At 65.8% G+C, this 19,070-nt stretch carries 15 protein-coding genes; 3 read left to right on the plus strand and 12 right to left on the minus strand.

The window, feature by feature from the left end:
• Positions 1 to 26 precede the first annotated feature (26 nt).
• The 9 genes from MUH00_RS00180 to MUH00_RS00220 all read right to left on the minus strand — a co-directional run bounded on the left by MUH00_RS00180 (position 27) and on the right by MUH00_RS00220 (position 11,262).
• Entirely contained in the window at positions 27 to 1,118 is a 1,092-nt protein-coding gene (locus tag MUH00_RS00180; RefSeq protein WP_247001479.1) for a DNA topoisomerase IV subunit A, read from the minus strand.
• Positions 1,115 to 3,601, minus strand: coding sequence for a DNA topoisomerase VI subunit B (locus tag MUH00_RS00185; RefSeq protein WP_247001481.1), 2,487 nt, complete (start codon positions 3,599 to 3,601; stop codon positions 1,115 to 1,117). Before MUH00_RS00185 ends, MUH00_RS00180 begins: the two co-directional genes overlap by 4 nt.
• Before the next feature lie 237 nt (positions 3,602 to 3,838).
• Positions 3,839 to 4,837 carry a potassium channel family protein gene (locus MUH00_RS00190; RefSeq protein WP_247001483.1) on the minus strand — a complete coding sequence of 333 codons (999 nt, stop codon included), beginning with the start codon at positions 4,835 to 4,837 and terminating at the stop codon, positions 3,839 to 3,841.
• Positions 4,838 to 4,967: 130 nt separating this feature from the next.
• Positions 4,968 to 6,236 (minus strand): hypothetical protein, encoded by a 1,269-nt coding sequence (locus MUH00_RS00195; RefSeq protein ID WP_247001485.1) that lies wholly within the window; start codon positions 6,234 to 6,236, stop codon positions 4,968 to 4,970.
• Positions 6,237 to 6,327: 91 nt separating this feature from the next.
• A complete protein-coding gene (locus MUH00_RS00200) occupies positions 6,328 to 6,852 on the minus strand; it encodes an SPW repeat domain-containing protein (protein WP_247001487.1) in 525 nt (174 codons plus the stop codon).
• A gap of 123 nt (positions 6,853 to 6,975) precedes the next feature.
• The gene (locus MUH00_RS00205) at positions 6,976 to 7,410 is read right to left on the minus strand and encodes a universal stress protein (protein WP_247001489.1); all 435 of its coding nucleotides are present in this window, start codon (positions 7,408 to 7,410) and stop codon (positions 6,976 to 6,978) included.
• A gap of 143 nt (positions 7,411 to 7,553) precedes the next feature.
• Complete coding sequence (locus MUH00_RS00210) at positions 7,554 to 8,333, minus strand: sulfite exporter TauE/SafE family protein (RefSeq protein ID WP_247001491.1); 780 nt, start codon at positions 8,331 to 8,333, stop codon at positions 7,554 to 7,556.
• A gap of 135 nt (positions 8,334 to 8,468) precedes the next feature.
• Positions 8,469 to 9,707, minus strand: a complete 1,239-nt coding sequence (locus MUH00_RS00215) for a divalent metal cation transporter (RefSeq protein WP_247001493.1) — start codon at positions 9,705 to 9,707, stop codon at positions 8,469 to 8,471.
• A gap of 313 nt (positions 9,708 to 10,020) precedes the next feature.
• Complete coding sequence (locus MUH00_RS00220) at positions 10,021 to 11,262, minus strand: divalent metal cation transporter (protein WP_247001495.1); 1,242 nt, start codon at positions 11,260 to 11,262, stop codon at positions 10,021 to 10,023.
• A 533-nt stretch (positions 11,263 to 11,795) separates the two neighbouring features.
• Between MUH00_RS00220 and gyrB the strand changes: the two genes are divergently transcribed.
• Positions 11,796 to 13,727: a DNA topoisomerase (ATP-hydrolyzing) subunit B gene (gyrB, locus tag MUH00_RS00225; protein WP_247001496.1), complete on the plus strand. Its 1,932-nt coding sequence runs from the start codon at positions 11,796 to 11,798 to the stop codon at positions 13,725 to 13,727.
• Between the two features lies 1 nt (position 13,728).
• Positions 13,729 to 16,224: a DNA gyrase subunit A gene (gene gyrA, locus MUH00_RS00230; RefSeq protein ID WP_247001498.1), complete on the plus strand. Its 2,496-nt coding sequence runs from the start codon at positions 13,729 to 13,731 to the stop codon at positions 16,222 to 16,224.
• A gap of 119 nt (positions 16,225 to 16,343) precedes the next feature.
• On the opposite strand, the gene MUH00_RS00235 is transcribed toward gyrA, so the two are convergent.
• The 3 genes from MUH00_RS00235 to MUH00_RS00245 all read right to left on the minus strand — a co-directional run bounded on the left by MUH00_RS00235 (position 16,344) and on the right by MUH00_RS00245 (position 17,992).
• Positions 16,344 to 16,877 (minus strand): Rrf2 family transcriptional regulator, encoded by a 534-nt coding sequence (locus MUH00_RS00235; RefSeq protein WP_247001500.1) that lies wholly within the window; start codon positions 16,875 to 16,877, stop codon positions 16,344 to 16,346.
• 195 nt (positions 16,878 to 17,072) lie between these two features.
• Positions 17,073 to 17,231 (minus strand): hypothetical protein, encoded by a 159-nt coding sequence (locus MUH00_RS00240; protein WP_247001502.1) that lies wholly within the window; start codon positions 17,229 to 17,231, stop codon positions 17,073 to 17,075.
• Between the two features lie 80 nt (positions 17,232 to 17,311).
• The gene (locus tag MUH00_RS00245) at positions 17,312 to 17,992 is read right to left on the minus strand and encodes a metal-dependent transcriptional regulator (protein ID WP_247001504.1); all 681 of its coding nucleotides are present in this window, start codon (positions 17,990 to 17,992) and stop codon (positions 17,312 to 17,314) included.
• Between the two features lie 86 nt (positions 17,993 to 18,078).
• Between MUH00_RS00245 and rocF the strand changes: the two genes are divergently transcribed.
• Positions 18,079 to 18,999, plus strand: a complete 921-nt coding sequence (gene rocF, locus MUH00_RS00250; RefSeq protein WP_247001506.1) for an arginase — start codon at positions 18,079 to 18,081, stop codon at positions 18,997 to 18,999.
• Positions 19,000 to 19,070 lie beyond the last annotated feature (71 nt).

Consider the following 19,070-nt stretch of genomic DNA (forward strand, 5'->3'; position numbering starts at 1 on the left):
GCGATCGACTATCGAGTCGTGGCGCCCTAGAACACGCCCATCTCGTCGAGCCGTTCGGGCAGATACGTATCGGTCACGAAGTCGAGCCCGCGGGCCGCGAGCGACTGCTGTTCGGACTTCTTCTCGATCTCGAGTTGGAGTTCGATCTGCTCCTCCCAGTAGTCCGTCTGGAAGCGCGGATCGTCGAGTTCGCTCTCCAGGGCGTTGACGTCCGAGTCCGAGAGCGGGTCGGTCGGCAGGTCGTACTCGACGATGTCGGCGGGCTGGATGCCGATGAACTTCGCCTCCGGGGTCGCGAGGTACTCCGAGAGGTGGGCCGACTTGATCGACCCGTAAGCGACGGAGCCGTAGATCCGGTACGACCACGGGTCGCCGTCCGTAAAGACCGTCACCGGGAGATCGAGTTCGTCGTGGAGCCGCTTCGTGATCCGGCGGGTCGCCCGCGCGGGCTGGCCCTTCAGGTGGACGATCAGCGCGTTGTACTCGTCGTCGAAGCCGTTCTCGACGAGCCGATCGCGCATACCACCGGTCTCGACGGCCAGGATGAAGTCGGCGTCGTTGTCGAGAAACTCGATCGTGTCGGGGTTGTTCGGAATCTGGTAGCCGCCCTCGCCGACGTCCTTCTGGCAGTGGATCTCGCGCTCGCCGCGGCGGGTCTGCTCGCGGAGGTGCAGCGGGCCCATGATCGTCGCCCCCGACTCCTCCGGTCGCATGTGGAAGTCCTCGCGGGTGACGCCCGAGACGATCTCTAAGTCCTCGACCAGCTGGTTCGACTCGTCCTGGTCGCCGAACTGGGCCTCGTCGTTGTCCCAGCTCTCCGAGAGGTAGTACAGCTCACGCAGGGTCGACGAGCGGTCCTGTTCGAGCTGGTTCGCGAGGAACTCGATCGTGTACACCGCCTTCAGAAGCTTCCGGGCGCCGCGGACGGAGTTGGCGGACCGCGTGGACTCCCGATCGCCGTACACCCAGACCTTCTTGTCCTCGTCGTACTCGATGTTGGCCTTCGTCCGCGTCGGCACGGACATGTGCGGAATCTCGCCGAGTTCGAACTGGTCGTAAAACTGTGCGGCGAGGTCGATCAACTGCTCTCGTGCTTGCTCGTCGTTGTCCGCGCTCATTGTTTCACCGTGAGTTTCTCGCTTTCGACACCTTTCACGTCCAGATCGAACGTCGCGTCGTCCGGCACCTCGTACTCGAGGGCCGCCTCGTCGCCGCTCGAGACGTCGGGTTCCCACTTGACGAACCACTCGCCGTCCATCTCGACGACGGTCGCCCCGCCGGGGAGATCCGTCGGTTCCGCGGAGACGATGTCGGTGATCTCGAGGGATTCGTTGGTGTTCGAGTTATTCTCGACGACGACCGAGACGGCCTGCCCGTCGCCGTTCTCCTCGATTCGCCGCTCTACGAGCACGTTGTTCATGATCCGGGCGATCGCGTCGTCGATGTTGGGTTCCGGCCGATCGGTGACCTCGGCGACCTTCTCGGCCATCTCGGGGAGGATCTTCCCGAGGACGTTCTGCTTCTTCCGGCGCTTTTGCATCGAGCGGCGCTTGTTCAGGTAGCTCTTCAACTCGCGGGCCGCTTCCCGGATGGCGAGTTCGATCTCGTCCTCGATCTCAGGGACGTTCGCGACGGCGTCTTTCGACTCGCTGGTGAAGGGGACGTTCGTGGACGCGACGTGGATCATGATCACGGCGGGGCCGTTCGGCAGACCGGAGCCGCCGGGCTGGTCGAGCCCGTAGTTGCGCCAGCCGATCGACTTCACGACGTCGGTCGTCGCGCAGGCGCCGCGTTGGTAGACCAGCGGCACCCGGTTCGCGAACCGAAGGACGTCGACGCTCCCCTCCGCCTCGACGTCGCCGCCGTAGGCGATGCCGGCCTCGACGACGAACGGGTCGCCGCCGTGGACTTCGGCGTCTCGAGTGGCCGCGGAGTAGAAGTCCGCGTCGAACTCCTTCTCTAAGCCGGCCCGGATGAGCTCGTCCGTGATGGGCGCGAGACACCGCGTCGGCGGCGCCATGATGTCGGTCGCGCGCATCCCGTCGACGAGATCGCTCGTGGCGTCCCGATCGTCGTCGAGTTCTCGAACCAGCGGCGGGTCGTCGGGGACGGTCACCATCACGTCCCAGATCGCCTCGGTGACGTTCTCGCGGGCCGTCTCGCCGAACGCGACGTCGTCGTATTCCTCGGTGAGTTCCGCGGCCCGATCGACGTGCTCGCGGAGTCGATCACGAGTTAGTCGATGTCGGAGGTCGGTTTCGGTCTCGTCCTCGAACTTCCCGGCGAGCCGAGAGGCGAACGCGCGGACGACCTCGTCGTCCTTGCGAGTGCTCGTCGCCTCGTCCGCGAGTCCGTAGAGCTCGGCGACGAGGCGGGATTCGTCGTGTGCTCCCTCCGCGTCGGTACCGCCGTCGACGCCGGCCTCGTCGTTCGCGTCTTCGTCCTCCGGCGCGTCGATCAGCGCGCGCCAGACGGCGTCGACGGCGTTTTCGCGGACGGTCGTTCCGAACGTCGTTCCGTGCTCGGCCTCGACCTCGTCGGCCGCGACGTCGACGACGTCGAGCAGTTCGTGGTGGGCGATCCGATCGTACTCGTCGACGGCCTCGCCGATCGCGTCGGCGAAGGCGGCGGTTGCCTCCCGGCCCTTGTTCGCCGTCGCGCCGGAAACCACCGTTTCGAGGTCGATCGACTCGTGAGCGGCGGGCGGCCGCCAGCGCATCTCGCGGCCGTAGTGGCGATCGCGGAACGCGTCGATGATCGACTCGGCGGTCTTCTTGCCGACGCGCGTAAACTCCTCCTGGAGGAACCCGGAGACGGTCTGGGAGTCCGTGCGCGCGAGCATCTTCATCACGGTGCCGAGTTCGACGCCATGGGGATGCGGGCGGATCGTCTCGGTCTCCTCCGGCAGCTGATCGGTCGCGCGCTCGAACTTGAACTGGGCCTTGGGTTCGCGCAGTTCGAGGCGTGCGTGGGGGTTGACGACCGCCGTGTGCTTGATGTAGTCGTGAAGCTGCTGGCGGGCACGCATGTTCGCCTCCATCTCGAGTTCGATGCGCGTGCCGTGCGGGCGGTCCCACGAGGTGGTCCTGTCGACGCTGATCTCTGGCTCGTTGTCGTCGGTGTCGACGATGAGCTCGAAGTACTGCGCCTCGCTTGCACCCTGGGTTCGACTGGTGATCTTCGCCGGCTTGCCGCTGGTCAGCTGCGAGTAGAGCACGGCCGCGGAGATGCCGATCCCCTGCTGACCGCGGGACTGTTCGCGCGCGTGAAAGCGCGATCCGTAGAGCAGTTTCCCGAACACTTTCGGGAGCGATTCCTTCGTGATTCCCGGGCCGTTGTCCTCGACGATCAGACGATAGTAGTCTCCGTCCTCCTGAATCTCGACGTAGATGTCCGGGAGAATTCCGGCTTCCTCGGCGGCGTCTAGGGCGTTGTCCACGGCCTCCTTGACGGCCGTGACCAGGCCCCGCGCGCCGCTGTCGAAGCCGAGCATGTGCTTGTTCTTCTCGAAGAACTCGGCGATCGAGATCGCCTGCTGGTTCTCGGCCAGCTCCTCGGCGATCCCCGGCTCGTCACCGAGTGTCGACTGGAACGACGTCATCACTTTCCCTGTACTAACGGCGGGGCTAAAAGATGTGTGCTACCGGAGTGAAAGTGAAAGTCTCGTGGTGTTTCGCTTGAATCGAAGACGAACGTTCGGGATAACGGCGGGTATATCGACCACTCAGCCAACGGATCAAAATTTGCTGATCGATTCGATACCCGATGTGTCGGTTTCCGTGAGACCGGTCGTTGCGGTCGACCGGGATCGAGCAGCTCGATCGCGTTGGGCGCATCCTCACTCGTCCACCGGCGGCCAGACCCACGCGTCGGCCCGCACGACCCCGAGGAGTTTCCGCCGCCGCTCGCGCAGGTCCGCCAGCGCGTCGGCGAACTTCCCGTCGTCGACGGTCGGAATGTCCTCCTCCCGGAGTCGATCGAGTTCCGGCGGCGGCGGCGGCTCGTCGGCGGGTTCGATGAACGCCGTCTCGAGGGTGTCGAGGTAGCTATCCGTCGCCGAGCGGCCGGTCTCGATGATCGTCGGATTCGGCTGATTCTCCTCCTCGACGGCGTACCGAAAGAGCGTGATCGCCTCGTCGTAGATGGGGACGGCCACCGCGGACGATCGCGAGGCCTGCTCGCTGTGGTAGTAGTGGAGGATCGGGTAGGCCTTGTGCTGGTCCGCGAGCAAGGACAGTTGCTCGGCGAGCGTCTCGAGCGGCAGGTCAAGCCCCTCGAACTCCTCGTCGGTCCAGCCCGTACGGACGAACGACTCGCTGCGCTCGCCCAGTCCGGTGACGCTGTTGGCGAACGATCGCTTCTCGGAGACGGCCCCCAGCACCGTGAGGACGTAGGAGACGCCGAGCGTGACGAACGCCATCCCGGTCGCGGTCGTGAACGAACTGGTAATCTCCCAGACGCCCGAGGTGGGGGTGTAATCGCCGTTGCCGTCCGTGAACATCGTGTAGGCGACGTACCACAGCCGGCCGGACCAGTCCGCCGGCTGACCCGTTCGCGTGCTGACGAGCGCGACGTTGCCGCCGGCGAAGAGGAGCGTCCAGCCGAGCCAGAGCACCCCGATCCACATCACGAGCGTAAGGACGAGGATGAGCGGACCTGCGGTGCTGAGCACTCGCTCGTGGTCTCGGCTTGCGGTACGGAGGCCGCGCCAGGTCCAGGTCGTCAACCGCCTCGAGAGCGGTCCCGATCCCCCGTCGACCCACAGCGTCGTCCAGATGATGTCGACGATCACGGCGATCAACAGCGCTCCCCCGAGGAGAAGGTACAGCGGTTGCATCACGTTCGCGTACGCCAGCGGCACCCGTTAACCGCCGCCCGGGGTGTGACGCGGCTTTTTCCGCGCCGGCGGATTTCGTCTCCGGACGCGGGCGGTGCCGTCGCGGCCGGCGACGGTGCGGGTGGTGACGTCACTGTTCCCCGACGATCTCCGGCCGCTCCTCGACCACGTTCGAGAGCACGCCCGCGATCTCCTCGTTCGTCTCCGGGCTGTAGTGACCGCCCTCGCCGCGCTGGACGTACAGCGACTCCACGTCGCCGTCGTCGGGCGAGAGGTGTCTGGCCATGTCGATCGTCTCCAAGTCGTCGTACTTCTCGCCGAGTCGGTCCATCAGGTCGCCGTAGATCGGGCCGTGTTCGGACTCGTACGTCGCGTATCGGAGCTGCTGGACCATCGCGAACACCGGCGTGAAGTCCCGCTCGTCGGCGTACTCGACGAACTCCTCGATCAGCGCGTCGAAGAGGTACTCGTGGGTATCGAACAGCCGCTCGTGGTATCGGACCCGGGGTTGTTCCATCCGCAGCGCCGCCCGGGTCTGGGCCTCGTCGAAGTCGATGCCGGGGATCGACGTTTCGAGGCGGCGTTCGACCTCCTTCCCGCCGGTGTAGAGTGCGTACCGAAGGTGTTCCGGGTTCTCGAAGAACTCGGGCGTGTACGGGAACGACGCGTAGTGGGGCTCGAACCAGTGCTCGTAGTGGAAGTCGTGCTCCCGCAGGAAGTCGGCCTTCGATTCGAGATCGAGCAGGTCCTCCTTCTCGTCGACCGGGCTCTCGACCCGTTCGAGTTCGCCGTCTTCCATCACGTACCGGGGTTTGACCGCGAGGATGTTGCCGAACTCCTGGTAGTGCTTCCAGACGGAGAGGATGCGGGCGATCGACGAGGCCGTGACGACCACGAACACGTAGTCGGTCGGATCCTCGGGATATTTGCGTTTGAGCCGCATCAGCGCCTGGTCGAGCCCGTAGTTGCCCCCGCCGTAGTTGGCGACGTGCGTGTCCAGGTTTTCGGCCATGTAGTGCTGGAACGTCTCGTCGTTGTTCACCTCCCGACAGAAACAGTAGGAATCGCCGTAGGTCGAGACGGTGACGTCCGTGTCGTCGTCTCGGTCGTTCGCGAGACAGACCCGACTCGCGTGCTCGTCGGTGGAGTACGTGACGACCGTCCGAACCTCCTCGCCCGGCAGGTGATCTCCGGTATCTTTCTGTTTCTCGCGGTTGGGCTGCGGGGCCCAGCCCAACTCCGGGTCGAAACTGCTGAACTTCTCCAGGAGATCGCGATCGATCTCAGGGAACTCCTCGGTCGCGACCGCCGGGATCCGTTCGAGCGCGGCGCGGGAAATCGCCTCGACCGCGGCCCCGACGATCGCGAGAACGAGCGCGAGCGCTACGTACGGTAGCATTCCTATGCGCCTACCGGGACCCGAACTAAATGGCTTGGGCCGGCACTAGCCGAGGCCGGTCCGGCCGGACCGCGATCGTAGCGTTGGCCCGTTACTGACCGCTTCGATCGTACGTAGCCGTGGGACGGGCATCGGCCGCCTTGCGCCGCGACCGGATCGCGAACGCGCCGTAGGTGCCGACGCCGAACGCGAGCAGGCCGACGAGGACTTCGTTCCACAGTCGGAGTCCGCTTTGGGCCGCCGTCCCCTCCGCCGGACCGACGAGGAAGGGCGACGCGACGAGCCACAGTCCGAGGATCGCGCCGAACGCGGCGACGCCCGCGCTGCCCAGTTCTCGCTTCGATCGGCGATAGTCGTTGTACGCGCCGACGGTGGCCAGGCCGAGGCCGACGAGGACGGCGTTCCAGAACGCCGACGGCGAGGGATCGAGCCAGATCGTCGACGCGATCAGCCAGACGCCGAGCAGGCCGACGATCGTCGAGAGCCGCCGGCCGCGCCGCTCGGGGTTCGGCTCGTACTCGATCCGGTCGCGGTGAGTCACCGCCCGCCGATCGCCGCGCTTGTCGTGTTCCGCGTCCGGGTCGTGCTCGCTCGCGTCCCGCCGTTCGTCGTGCATAGCGTCGGCTCGATCGGGGATTCGTCACCGGACGCGAAGGAAGTGGTGCGCGCCGTTGCAGGGCGACGACGAAGCGGTTCGGGGTGTCGGGTCGACCGGCCTCGGACGCCGATACCGACGGCGTCACCGCACGACCGTCACCGGAACCGGCGAGTGCCTGACGACCACCTCCGCGACGCTCCCGAGGACGATCCGCGAGACGCCCGATCGGCCGTGGCTGCCGATCACCACGTGATCGAACTCGCCGTCCTCCGCGCAGTCCACGATCTCCTGTGCGGGCGATCCGACCCGCGTTTGGGTCTCCAGCGCGATCCCGTCCTCCGAGGCGATCCGATCGGCGACGTCGAGGTGGTCGTCGGCCTCGCCCAGCGACTCCTGCAGTTCGGGGCTGGCGTCGGGATCGTCGGCCGCGTTCGGGATGAACGGCACCGACGAGGCGTCGACGACCGCGAGGGCGACGAACTCAGCGTCGGGAAAGAGAGCCGCGGCGTACCTGAGCGCCTCGCGAGCGGGCTCGGAGTCGTCGACCGGGACGAGAATCCGCTCCGGTTCGGGCATGGGAATGTGGTATAACGGGGTGTATCGCCTTCAGTGTGGGCCCCTGCAACGATCCTCGCGATCGTCGATCGTGTTCTGACGTTACAGGGAGTCGGCTAGAATTACTGCGATAGCAATTGTACCCGATCTACTGCATACGGATCTCACAGAGCGAGATAGGGGCCGACGGCGAGGAGGACGACGCCGAGGGCGACTTTCAGCCGCTCGGGGTCGATCGCGTGGGCGACCTTCCAGCCGACGACGACGCCCAGCAGGAGCGGGGTGCCGATGACGACCGCGACGGGCAGCAGGACGTTGCCCTGCAGGTAGTAGCCGGTGGTCGCGAAGACGGCGATGAAGATCGACTGGACCTGCGCGACGGCGACCGCGAGCAGCATGGGGACGCCGACCAGCACCAGCGCGGGGACCGCCAGAACGGGGCCGCCGATGCCCAGCAGGCCGCTGGAGATCCCGAGCCCCAGGCCCAGGCCGCCCAGGGCGACCTGTCCCGATCGCTCCAGGGGTTCGAGTTCGTACAGCGGGTTGAAACCGCGCCGCTCCCGGTAGAGGATGATCCCGCCGACGGCCATCGAGACGCCGCCGAGCAGGAGGCCGAAGATCGAGCGCGAGACGATCGCGTTGAGTTGCGCGCCGAGCAGCGCGCCGACGATGCTCGAGAGGCTGAGCACGATCGCGATCGCGCGGCTCTCGCCGGTGGCCATCTCGCCGGAGCGGAGGTAGGCCGCACTGCCGACGAGGCCGGTCACGACGAACGTCGCGTGCGCGGTGCCGGCGACCTGACTCGACGGCAGCGTCGTCAGCGAGTAGAGCGCGATCGTCACGAAGATACCGCCGGGGCCGATCGTGGTGATGCCGATGCCGGCGAAGAAGGCGATCGAGACGAGCAGCAGGGCGAGGGCCGGATCGAAGGGCACGGGGAGCATGTCGCTGCGGGTCGTTGTACAGTCCAGTGGATCCGAACGTCTAACCCTTCGGGTTGCGGCTCCCCCGACTCGATCGTCCTCGATCGCGTTCGATCGTCGACGCCGCGCGCGCCGCGAATAACGATCGTCGCCGGTCTAGAGCAACTGCAGGATCGATCGGGTCAGCGACTGGGCCGTCACGATCGACGTGAGGAACATCAGGAAGACGGCGGCGAGGAAGACCGCGCGTTCGGTCGACGTGGGCTCGAAGTACCGGTTCACGGCGGCGTACAGCGCGAGGGCGGTGATCGGTAACCCGACGACGCCGTTGACCGCGGGCATCAGGAGCGCGAGACTGACAGGCGTGAAGTCCGTGAACGCGAGAATCGGGACCGCGAGCAGGACGGAGAGGCCGATCAGGAAGTGGACGGTGCGCCGGAAGTGGAGGTCGCCGAACCGCGTCGTGAGGCCGTACGACTGGGGGACCATGAAGCCGGCGGCGAATAGCGTCCCGGTCGCGCTGCTGAACGAGGCGGCGCCGACCGCGAGCATGAACACGCCGAGCACCCAGGGACCGATCGTGTCGACCAGCGGCTCGGCGGGGGCAGTCAGCGTCAGTTCGACGTCGGCGAGCGCGATCGCCGCGGCGATGATCACCGTCGCGCTCAGCGTGATGACGGCGGCCAGTCCGACGGTGTGGTCCCGGCGGTAGTGCGAGACGATGTCCCAGTTCTTCTCGTGTCGCATGCTGGTCTGGATGAAGAAGTTCGGGTAGTAGACCGTCGTCCCCAGCAGGGCGATGATCATCGTCAGGTACTCGACGTCCCGGACGATCCCGGGGACGAATCCAAGCGCGACGGCGCCGATCGGCGGCGAGAGGTTCGCGACGATGACGACGTACGACGCGAAGACCGCGAGCACGAGCGTCGCGATCACGCCCTCGATGCGGCTGTAGACCCGGAGTTCGACGAGTGAGATCCCGAGCCCCGCCGCGGCGATGATCCCCACGTACAGGTTCGACAGGGGCGTGAGGTAGACGAGCGCGGCCCCGGCGAGCGCGTAGTTGGCGACGCTCCAGAACTGCATGATGAACGCGATCCCGATCGCGAACGGTTTCGCCGCCGTCCCGCCGATCACGTCCGTGATGTACGTCATCAGCGGATGATCGTCGGCGGCCAGCCGGGCCGACATCTCGTGCATCACGAGGCCGACGCCGAGAGCCATCGGCAGCACCCACAGCAGGCCGAACCCGAACAGGACGCCCGCTTCGGTCAGGATGTAGACGGACCCGGCTCCGAAGATGTTCGCCGCGAACAGGAGACCGAGCCCGTATCGGTGAATCGTTTCTTTCGCTTTACTGACCGGTACGTCGATCGCGGCGGTGTGTTCTTCCATGGGAGCGGATCGAACCGTGCGGATTCTCAGAATCGACGGGGGCCACGGGCGGACTCATCGACGATCGACTGCCGGCGATTCCACAGTGGTTCGGTTGTACGGTTTCGTGTACCGAGGTTCACGAGGGCGGTCCGATTGAGGGACAAGCTTGAGATAGCAACCGGCACCACAGGCATTCGTCCGATTCGTCGCGGAAGAAACGTCCCGCGAGGCGGCGAAACCCGCCGAGTTCGGCCGGCAACGCGCTCCGATCGCCTTCCGGGATTCTCCGACCGGCGCCCCGTCGCGATCGAGGGCGAACGTCGACGTCCGCTTAGAGGATGCTGACGATCGTCTCGTAGAGCGACTGGACGGTCAGGAGGCTCCCGGCCAGCAGCACGATCCCGGCGGCGAGAAACCCGAGGTTCTCGTAGCGCTCGACGTCGTCGAACCTGTTGACGGCGCCGATGAGCGCGAAGACGGTTATCGGGAGGCCGATCGCGCCGTTGATCGCCGGCATGATTATCGCCATCTCGACGGGACCGAATCCGGTGTAGACGAGCAGCGGCAGCGCGACGATCGCGGAGGCGGCGATCAGCCCGATGACGGTCCGGCGGAACGCGACGTCGCCAAAGACCGTGTCCCGACCGAACGACTGGGGAATCATGAATCCGGCGCCGAACAGCGTGCCGGTCGCGGACGTGAGGCTCGCGAGGAACGCCGCGAGCACGAAGACCACGAGCGCGAAGTCGCCGAGGATAGCCGCGAGCGGCTCGCCGGGGCCCGTCAGCGTCATCTGCCCCTCGGCGAGGGTGATCGCGGAGACGATCATCACGAAGCTGCCGATGGTGAGCGTCGTCGCGATGCCGAAGGCGTTATCCCGGCGGTAGCGCCAGATGTCGGTCCACTCCTTCGTCGGCTGGATGCTCGACTGGATGAAGAAGTTCGGCCAGTAGACGGTCGTTCCCAGCAGGGCGATGACCGCCGTGAGGTAGCCGATCTCACTCCGGAGCACCGGCTGGAGGCCGGCCGCAACCGATTGCCACGGCACGTCCAGCCCCGCCAGGAGGAGGCCGTACGAACCGAAGACGGCGAGGACGGCGGCCGCGATCGCCGCCTCGACGCGATCGTAGACCTTGAGCTGGACGATCGCGATCCCGCCGCCGGCGGCGAGGACGATGCCGACGATCACGTTGTCCAGGCCGGGTAGGAGCCAGGCGAGCGCGGCCCCCGCGACGGCGTAGTTCGAGACGGCCCACAGCGCCGACATCAGCGATATCGAGACGACGAGTGACGTCCCGCCGATCGGCAGCGCATCGACGACGTAGTCCGCGAGCGGCTCGTTCGCGACGGCGAGGCGGGCGCTCATGTCGTGGAGCGCGATGTCGATCAGGAACGCGAGCGGGAGCACCCACAGCAGCGAGAAGGCGAAGTTCGCGCCCGTGTCGGCGAGGATGTACACCGAGCCCGCGCCGAACACGTTCGCCGCGAACAGGACGCCGAGCCCGTACCTGTAGAGCGCGCTGTGGATCGTTTCGCCCCCGGGAACGACGTCGACTAGCGTCGAGGTACTCATCCGCGATCACCTCGACGAACGAGGCGTCCGGCCCCCTCGTCGGCGCTTACACGAGGAGGCGTGGCGGGGATCGCGGGATCGACCGGTCGGCTGATCCTGCGCGAACGAAAGGGAGCGGATGGGTTCGATGGCGGTGCGTGCGCGTGGACGGACGCTCCTGAACTCATGTGTAGTGAGAGGGCAACCGAACGCGGCTGCGATCGACTGGTCGATTGCGGGCCGACGGCACGTCGAGCGATTCGCGTCGTCCGTAACTGGGGGTCGTCGACGGGTGAGTTCCGAGCCGTCATATGAAAGCAGTCTATCAATTCGCCGCAGTCGCAACTCGCGGAAGAAACGAAAGATTACTCCCGGGCGAGGAACATCGGTGAACGAGGATCGTTCGAAACGGTTCGGCCGCCGATCGCCGATTCCCGCCGCCGGACCGAATCACGCCCGATCGAATGTCGGCACCGGCTCGTTTTCGGTCTCGCGCTCGCGCGCGTACGTGAAGTTTTATAAGTGACCGGCTGCTACCCGAAGACAGGTTTTACATGTCCCAGGAAAGCGAGTACGGCGCCGGACAGATCCAGGTTCTGGAAGGCCTGGAAGCCGTCCGAAAGCGGCCGGCGATGTACATCGGCTCTACCGATTCCAGAGGACTCCACCACCTCGTCTACGAAGTGGTGGACAACTCGATCGACGAAGCGCTTGCGGGGTACTGCGACGACATCACCGTCACGATCCACGAGGACGAGTCGGTGAGCGTCGCGGACGACGGGCGCGGCATTCCCGTCGACACCCACGACGAGTACGATCGCCCCGCCCTCGAAGTCATCCTCACCGTCCTCCACGCCGGCGGGAAGTTCGACAACAAGTCCTACCAGGTCTCCGGGGGCCTCCACGGGGTCGGCGTGAGCGTGGTGAACGCGCTCTCGATGCGACTCGAGGCGGAGGTCAAACGCGACGGCGGCGTCTTCCGCCACGCGTTCGAGGCCGGCGAACCGGTCGGCGACATGGAGCGGGTCCGCGACATGGAGCCGGACGAGGAGACCGGAACCGAGATCCGGTTCTGGCCCGACGACGGCATCTTCGAGACGATCGACTTCTCGTTCTCGACACTGTCGAACCGGCTCCGGGAACTGGCCTTCCTCAACTCCGGCGTTCGCATCACGCTCCGCGACGAGCGTGAGACGGACGACGAGGGCGAGTTCGTCGCGGAGACCTACCAGTACGAGGGCGGGATCCGCGAGTTCGTCGAGTACTTGAACGAGACCCGGTCGTCGATGCACAACGACGTCATCTACTTCGACGATCAGGAGCAGAGCATCCAGGTCGAGGTCGCGATGCAGGCGACCGAAGAGCTCCAGGGTTCGATTCACGCCTTCGCCAACAACATCAACACGCGCGAGGGCGGCACCCACCTGACCGGGTTCAAGACCGCGCTCACACGCGTCGTCAACGACTACGCCAACGAGAACGACCTCCTCTCGGATCTCGACGAGAACCTCAAGGGTGAGGACATCCGCGAGGGGCTCACCGCGGTGATCTCGATCAAACACCCCGACCCGCAGTTCGAGGGCCAGACGAAGACGAAACTCGGCAACTCCGAAGTTCGCGGCATCGTCGAGAGCGCGATGCACGAGGGCCTGGGGACCTACTTCGAGGAACACCCCGACACGGCCGAGGCAATCGTCGCGAAGGCGGTCGAGGCCGCAAAGGCGCGCAAGGCCGCACAGAAGGCCGAGGAACTGACCCGACGCAAGAACGCACTGGAGTCGAGCGCACTCCCCGGCAAACTAGCGGACTGTCAGACGCGAGATCCCCGCGAGGCCGAACTGTTCGTCGTGGAGGGCGACTCCGCGGGCGGCAGCGCCAAGCAGGCCCGCGACCGGGAATTCCAGGCGATCTTGCCGCTGTTCGGCAAGGTGTTAAACGTCGAGAAACACCGCCTCGATCGCGTGCTGGAGAACGACAAGATCCGCCACTTCATCACGGCCGTCGGCACCGGCATCGGCGACGAGTTCGACATCGAGGACGCCCGGTACCAGAAGGTCATCATCATGACGGACGCCGACGTCGACGGCGCGCACATCAGGACGCTCTACCTCACGCTCCTGTACCGGTACATGCGGCCGCTGCTGGAAGCCGGCTACGTCTACGCGGCCCAGCCGCCGCTGTACCGCATCCGATATCGGGGGGAAACCTACGACGCCATGACCGAGGAGGAGCGCGAGCGGATCATCGAGGAAGAGTGCGACGGCAACCCCTCGCAGGTCCAGCGGTTCAAGGGACTCGGCGAGATGAACCCGGAGCAACTCTGGGAGACCACGATGAACCCCGAGAACCGCATCCTGAAACAGATCACGATCGAGGACGCGGCCGCGGCCGACAAGATGTTCTCCGTCCTGATGGGCGATGCCGTCGAACCGCGAAAGCAATTCATCAAAGACCACGCAACCGAAGCTGATTGGGTCGACATCTGACATGAGCACGGATACATCGGACCTCCCCGATGAGGTCGCAGAGCGAGTACGAAACGTCCGCGTCGAGGACGAAATGGAGCAGAGTTACATCGACTACGCGATGTCGGTCATCGCGGGCCGCGCGCTGCCGGACGTCCGCGACGGGCTGAAACCCGTCCACCGGCGTATCCTCTATGCGATGCACCGATCCGGCATCACAAGCAGGGCGGGCCACCGGAAGTCCTCGAACATCGTCGGCGACACGATGGGCGACTTCCACCCCCACGGCGACCAGTCTATCTACGACGCGCTGGCCCGGATGGCTCAGGACTTCTCGATGCGGTATCCCCTCGTCGACGGACAGGGGAACTTCGGCAGCGTCGACGGCGATCCGCCGGCCGCCATGCGCTACACCGAGGCCCGCATGGCGCCGATCGCCGAGGAGTTGCTCGAGGACATCGACAAGGACACCGTCGACTTCTCCTCGAACTACGACGACCGCCTCCAGGAACCGGACGTGCTCCCGGCAGCGTTTCCGAACCTGCTGGTCAACGGCTCCTCGGGCATCGCGGTCGGGATGTCGACCAACATCCCGCCGCACAACCTGGGCGAGGTGATCGACGCGACGATCGAGTTGATCGACGACCCCGACGCGACCGTAGAGGAGCTGATGGAGCACGTCAAGGGTCCCGACTTCCCGACCGGCGCGAACATCGTCGGGCGCGACGCCATCTACTCGGCGTACAAGACCGGCCGCGGGCGCATCCGCGTCCGCGCTGAGTTCGAGGTCGAAGAGTGGAAGAACGGCCGAGAGCGCATCGTCATCACCGAACTGCCGTTCCAGACCAACAAGGCTCGGATGGTCGAGCGCATCGCCGACGACGTCAACGAGGGCGAACTTGAGGGCGTCTCGGACCTGCGCGACGAGTCCGATCGCGACGGCATCCGCATCGTAATCGAACTCAAACGCGGCGCCAACGCCGAAGTCGTCAAGAACCGACTGCTCGAGAACCACCTGGAACGCACGTTCGGCGTCATCAACCTCGCGCTGGTCGACGGCCGGCCTCGGGTGCTCTCGCTGAAAGAGACCTTAGAGGAGTACGTCGCCCACCGCCGAGAGGTCGTCCGTCGGCGCAGCGAGTACGACCTCGCCGAGGCCGAGGACAGAGCCCACATCCTCGAAGGACGGCTGAAGGCGCTCGAGAACGTCGACGAGGTCGTCGAGCTGGTCAGAAACTCCGAGGATCGCTCGAGCGCGAAGACGAAACTCTGCGAAACGTTCGACTTCTCGGCGGACCAGGCCGAACACATCGTCCGGATGCAACTCGGCAGCCTCACCTCGATGGAGGCGGCCGAGATCGAAGACGAGTACGCCGATGTTCAGGCCGAGATCGAGCGCCTGACGGCGATCCTCGAGAGCGAGGCGGAGCTCCTCTCGGTCATCAAGGAGGAGCTTCGGGAGATCAAAGCCGAGTACGCTGACGACCGGCGCACCTCGATCATCGAGGACCAAGGGACGGTCACCCACGAGGATCTCATCCCGGAGGAGGACGTGTTCGTCGTCATGACTGAGGACGACTACGTCAAGCGGATGCCGATCGATGACTTCGACCCCCAGGGTCGCGGCGGGAAAGGGATCATCGGCGCCGACGTCAAGGAGGACGATCGTGTCGCGACCGTCTTCCGGGCCAACACCCACGATTACCTGCTTTGCTTTACCAACCACGGACAGGTCTATCGGCTGAAGACCTACGAGATCCCCGAGATGGGGCGCACGGCCCGGGGCAAGTCGGCCGTCAACATCCTCGATCTGGATCCCGGCGAGGACATCACGGCAATCGTCGACACCGACGCCCTCGGCGCCGACGAGTACGTGACCCTGGCGACGCGCAACGGCTACGTCAAGCGAACCGCCGGCGAGGACTTCGAGAACATCCGATCGACGGGGATCATCGCCGCCGATCTCGAGGCGGGCGACGAGCTCGTCGACGTCGAGGTCACCGACGGCACGAAAGATCTCGTGATCGCGACCGAGCGGGGGATGACGATCCGCTTCGACGAGGAGGAGGTTCGTGCGATGGGGCGCAACGCCCGCGGCGTCAACGGGATCAAACTCGAGGACGGAGACGCCGTCGCCGGCCTCGTCGCCACCGACGAGGACGACGAACGGGCGCTGTTGACGGTCACCCGAAACGGCTACGGGAAGCGAACGCTGCTCTCGGCGTATCGCACGCAATCGCGGTACGGCAAAGGGTTGATCGACATCAAGACCGACGGTCGGAACGGCCCCGTCACGGCCGTCAAGGCGGTGACGGCGGACGATCACCTCGTGTTGATGAGCGAGCGCGGCCAGATCGTTCGGACCCGAGTCGACGAGATCTCGATGGTCGGCCGGAACACGATGGGCGTGACGGTGATGGACGTCGAAGCCGGCGACGCGGTCGCGAGCGTCGACGTCGTTCCGGCTGCGCCGGCCGACGCCGCGGAACCCGAGCCAGAACCCGAGCCGTCGGCGTAACGCTCGGGCGCAGTTTCGTCCTGTTCGATCGCTGTCCGGGCGGGTTTTCGGAGGGAGGATCGAAGACAGTAGCGAACGCTAGGTAGAGAGCGGGTTCGGTCGGTCGCCGATCGACCGACTCAGTGGTCGGGCTCTTCCGACGGCGCGATCATGTCGTTGATGCGCAGGATGAGGATGTTGTTGGTGTCGTCCTTACCGTCGAGCGAACCCTCGATCACGAGTTTCGAGAGCGGCGTCGGGCCGACGGTGACGGAGTCGCCCTCGCTGATGCCGTCGAGGGCGCCCTGAATGTGGATCTCGGCGCGACAGAGTTCGGGGTGGTGGACGCTCGACAGGTCGATCTCCTCGACGATGACGTCCTCGACCGGTTCACCCTCGTGTTCGAGCGGCACCGAGGCGGGATCGTCCATCTGCTGGATCTCGAGGGCCTCGTAGGCCGCGGCCGTCGGTTTGTAGCCGCCTTTGGGGCCGGGTACCCCTTCGACGAGCTGGAGGGCCTTGAGACTCTGCATCTGGTTGCGGATCGTTCCCGGGTTCCGGTCGACCTGCTCCGCGATGTCTTCGCCCTTGATCGCGTCTTCGGATTCTTTGTGAAGGTTCGTGAGTGCACGAAGGATTTTCTTCTGGCTCGGGGTGAGTTCGATCGATGACATACTGAATTGTTCGTAATTGATTTCCTTAAATGCGACGGGTGACACGGCGGTTTCCGTGCAATCGTGATCGTTCGCCCCGCTGCAGTTCGCGATTTCACACCCGAACTGCGACGGGCATCGATTACTGAGAAGGAGTTCGCATCGGTGCGTGATGTATCCGTCGACTTCGTGCGACCGTCGATCGCCGATCGGCGATCAGCTTCGCCGGACGGCGCCCCCGCATTCAGGAAGGCTCCATCCCTCGAAGATGACGTTCTTGAAGATGAACACGAGAACGACCCGGGTGAGCCCGCCGACGACCGGGCCGGTCGCGAGCAGCCGCCGCGGCGTCGCGGCGCGCCACCGACTACGCATCGCTGCGGTCACCTCCGGCCGCGACAGTTCGTCGTGGCATCGAACTCGGATTAGACGGCTCTAAAAATCCCGTATCGGGACTACGGTTCGGGTTCTGCCGGTTGTGCGACCCGCACCTGCCGGGCGACGGACTCGGGCAGGGAGACGGGTTCGTCGTGGCCGGTCGATCGGGCCGTCACCATGCCGAACGGGGCGACTTCGATGATGTCGAGTTCGACCCCGGGTTCGACGCCGTGGTCGGCGAGATACGAGAGAATCTCCGGGTCGCGATCCGCGACCTCCTCGACGACGACGGTGTCGCCCTCGGTGAACTCGCCGATCGACTCGCCGGCGGGGCGTTCCGGCGGTTCGAGGTCGGCGCTCGGGATCGGCGACCCGTGCGGATCGACGTCCGGTTCGCCCAGAACGTCCGCGACGCGGGCCTCGAAGTCCTCGCTGATGTGGTGTTCGAGCCGATCGGCCTCCTCGTGGACCTCGGACCAGTCGTAATCGAGGTGTTCGGTCAGGTAGGCCTCGAGCAGCCGGTGGTGGCGGATCACCTCGAGCGCGACGGTCTCGCCCTCCGCGGTGAGCGTGACGCCGCGGTACTTCTCCCGATCGACGAGGCCGCGATCCTCGAGTTTCTCGACCATGCTGGTGACGGTCGGCGACGTGACGTCCAGCTCGTCGGCGATCGCCGAGGTCGTGATCCGCTCGTCGACGGGGCCTTGGAGCTGGTAGATGGCTTTGAGGTAGTCTTCCATCACGTCGCTCAGCATCATCCTACCCCGAATTTAGATCCATCTATCCCTAAAGCTGTCGCAGTCGATCGTCACGACCAAACCCCCGGTCATCGTACGGCCGGTATATGGGCGAAACCGTCCGCATTATCGGTGCGCCGATGGACCACGGCGCGAATCGACGCGGCGTCGACATGGGACCGTCCGCGATCCGGTACGCGGGACTGGCCGACGAGCTCGAGAGCGCCGGTATCGACCCGATCGACGCCGGCGACTTGCACGTTCCCCGGGCCGAGGAGCGCGATCCCGACGCCACCGCGCCGACCGACGGCAACGCGAAGTTCCTTGGCGAGATCGAGGGCGTCTGTCGACGACTGAGCGACGAGGTCGCCGAGACCCTCGCCGACGGCGAGTTCCCGCTCGTCCTCGGCGGCGACCACTCGGTGGCGATCGGCTCGCTCCACGGGTCGTCCCGCGAGACCGACCTCGGGGTGATCTGGTTCGATGCCCACGCCGACCTCAACACGCCGGGGACCTCGCCCAGCGGGAACGTACACGGCATGCCCCTCGCCGCGGTGCTCGGGCGCGGGATCTTCGGCGAGATGGAGTGGGCCCACGCGCCGCGCGTCCGCGAAGAATCGATCGTTTACGTCGGCCTCCGGAGCATCGACGATCGCGAGCGCGACCTCGTCCGCGAAAGCGAGATGACGGCGTTTACGATGGCCGACATCGACCAGCGGGGGATCACCGCGGTCGTCGAAGACGCCCTCGACGTCGCGACCGACGGCACCGACGGCGTCCACGTCAGCCTCGACCTGGACTGGCTCGATCCGAAGACCGCTCCGGGCGTCGGCACGCCCGTCCGCGGCGGCGTCACCTACCGGGAGGCCCACTCGGCGCTCGAAACCGTGTCCGAACGCCGCGAAGCCGACGGCGTCGTCCGATCGATGGACGTCGTCGAGGTCAACCCCATCTTGGACGAACAGAACGAGACCGCGACCCTCGCGGCCGAACTCTCCGCGAGCGCGTTCGGCAAGCGGATCCTCTAGTTCGCGAGCTAACCGTTCTCCGGCCGTGATAACGAGACGCACGGCCGTTCGCGTTCCAACACCTTTGTATC

Source organism: Halosolutus gelatinilyticus (assembly GCF_023028105.1).
Lineage (GTDB): Archaea > Halobacteriota > Halobacteria > Halobacteriales > Natrialbaceae > Halosolutus > Halosolutus gelatinilyticus.

Bases quoted from the DNA above. Each gene is read 5' to 3' on its own strand.
- MUH00_RS00215 (WP_247001493.1), bottom strand. From the start codon at position 9,707: ATGGAAGAACACACCGCCGCGATCGACGTACCGGTCAGTAAAGCGAAA.
- MUH00_RS00220 (WP_247001495.1), bottom strand. From the start codon at position 11,262: ATGAGTACCTCGACGCTAGTCGACGTCGTTCCCGGGGGCGAAACGATC.
- MUH00_RS00235 (WP_247001500.1), bottom strand. From the start codon at position 16,877: ATGTCATCGATCGAACTCACCCCGAGCCAGAAGAAAATCCTTCGTGCA.
- MUH00_RS00245 (WP_247001504.1), bottom strand. From the start codon at position 17,992: ATGATGCTGAGCGACGTGATGGAAGACTACCTCAAAGCCATCTACCAG.
- MUH00_RS00195 (WP_247001485.1), bottom strand. From the start codon at position 6,236: ATGCTACCGTACGTAGCGCTCGCGCTCGTTCTCGCGATCGTCGGGGCC.
- MUH00_RS00240 (WP_247001502.1), bottom strand. From the start codon at position 17,231: ATGCGTAGTCGGTGGCGCGCCGCGACGCCGCGGCGGCTGCTCGCGACC.
- gyrB (WP_247001496.1), top strand. From the start codon at position 11,796: ATGTCCCAGGAAAGCGAGTACGGCGCCGGACAGATCCAGGTTCTGGAA.
- MUH00_RS00180 (WP_247001479.1), bottom strand. From the start codon at position 1,118: ATGAGCGCGGACAACGACGAGCAAGCACGAGAGCAGTTGATCGACCTC.
- MUH00_RS00200 (WP_247001487.1), bottom strand. From the start codon at position 6,852: ATGCACGACGAACGGCGGGACGCGAGCGAGCACGACCCGGACGCGGAA.
- MUH00_RS00185 (WP_247001481.1), bottom strand. From the start codon at position 3,601: ATGACGTCGTTCCAGTCGACACTCGGTGACGAGCCGGGGATCGCCGAG.
- MUH00_RS00205 (WP_247001489.1), bottom strand. From the start codon at position 7,410: ATGCCCGAACCGGAGCGGATTCTCGTCCCGGTCGACGACTCCGAGCCC.
- gyrA (WP_247001498.1), top strand. From the start codon at position 13,729: ATGAGCACGGATACATCGGACCTCCCCGATGAGGTCGCAGAGCGAGTA.
- MUH00_RS00210 (WP_247001491.1), bottom strand. From the start codon at position 8,333: ATGCTCCCCGTGCCCTTCGATCCGGCCCTCGCCCTGCTGCTCGTCTCG.
- MUH00_RS00190 (WP_247001483.1), bottom strand. From the start codon at position 4,837: ATGCAACCGCTGTACCTTCTCCTCGGGGGAGCGCTGTTGATCGCCGTG.
- rocF (WP_247001506.1), top strand. From the start codon at position 18,079: ATGGGCGAAACCGTCCGCATTATCGGTGCGCCGATGGACCACGGCGCG.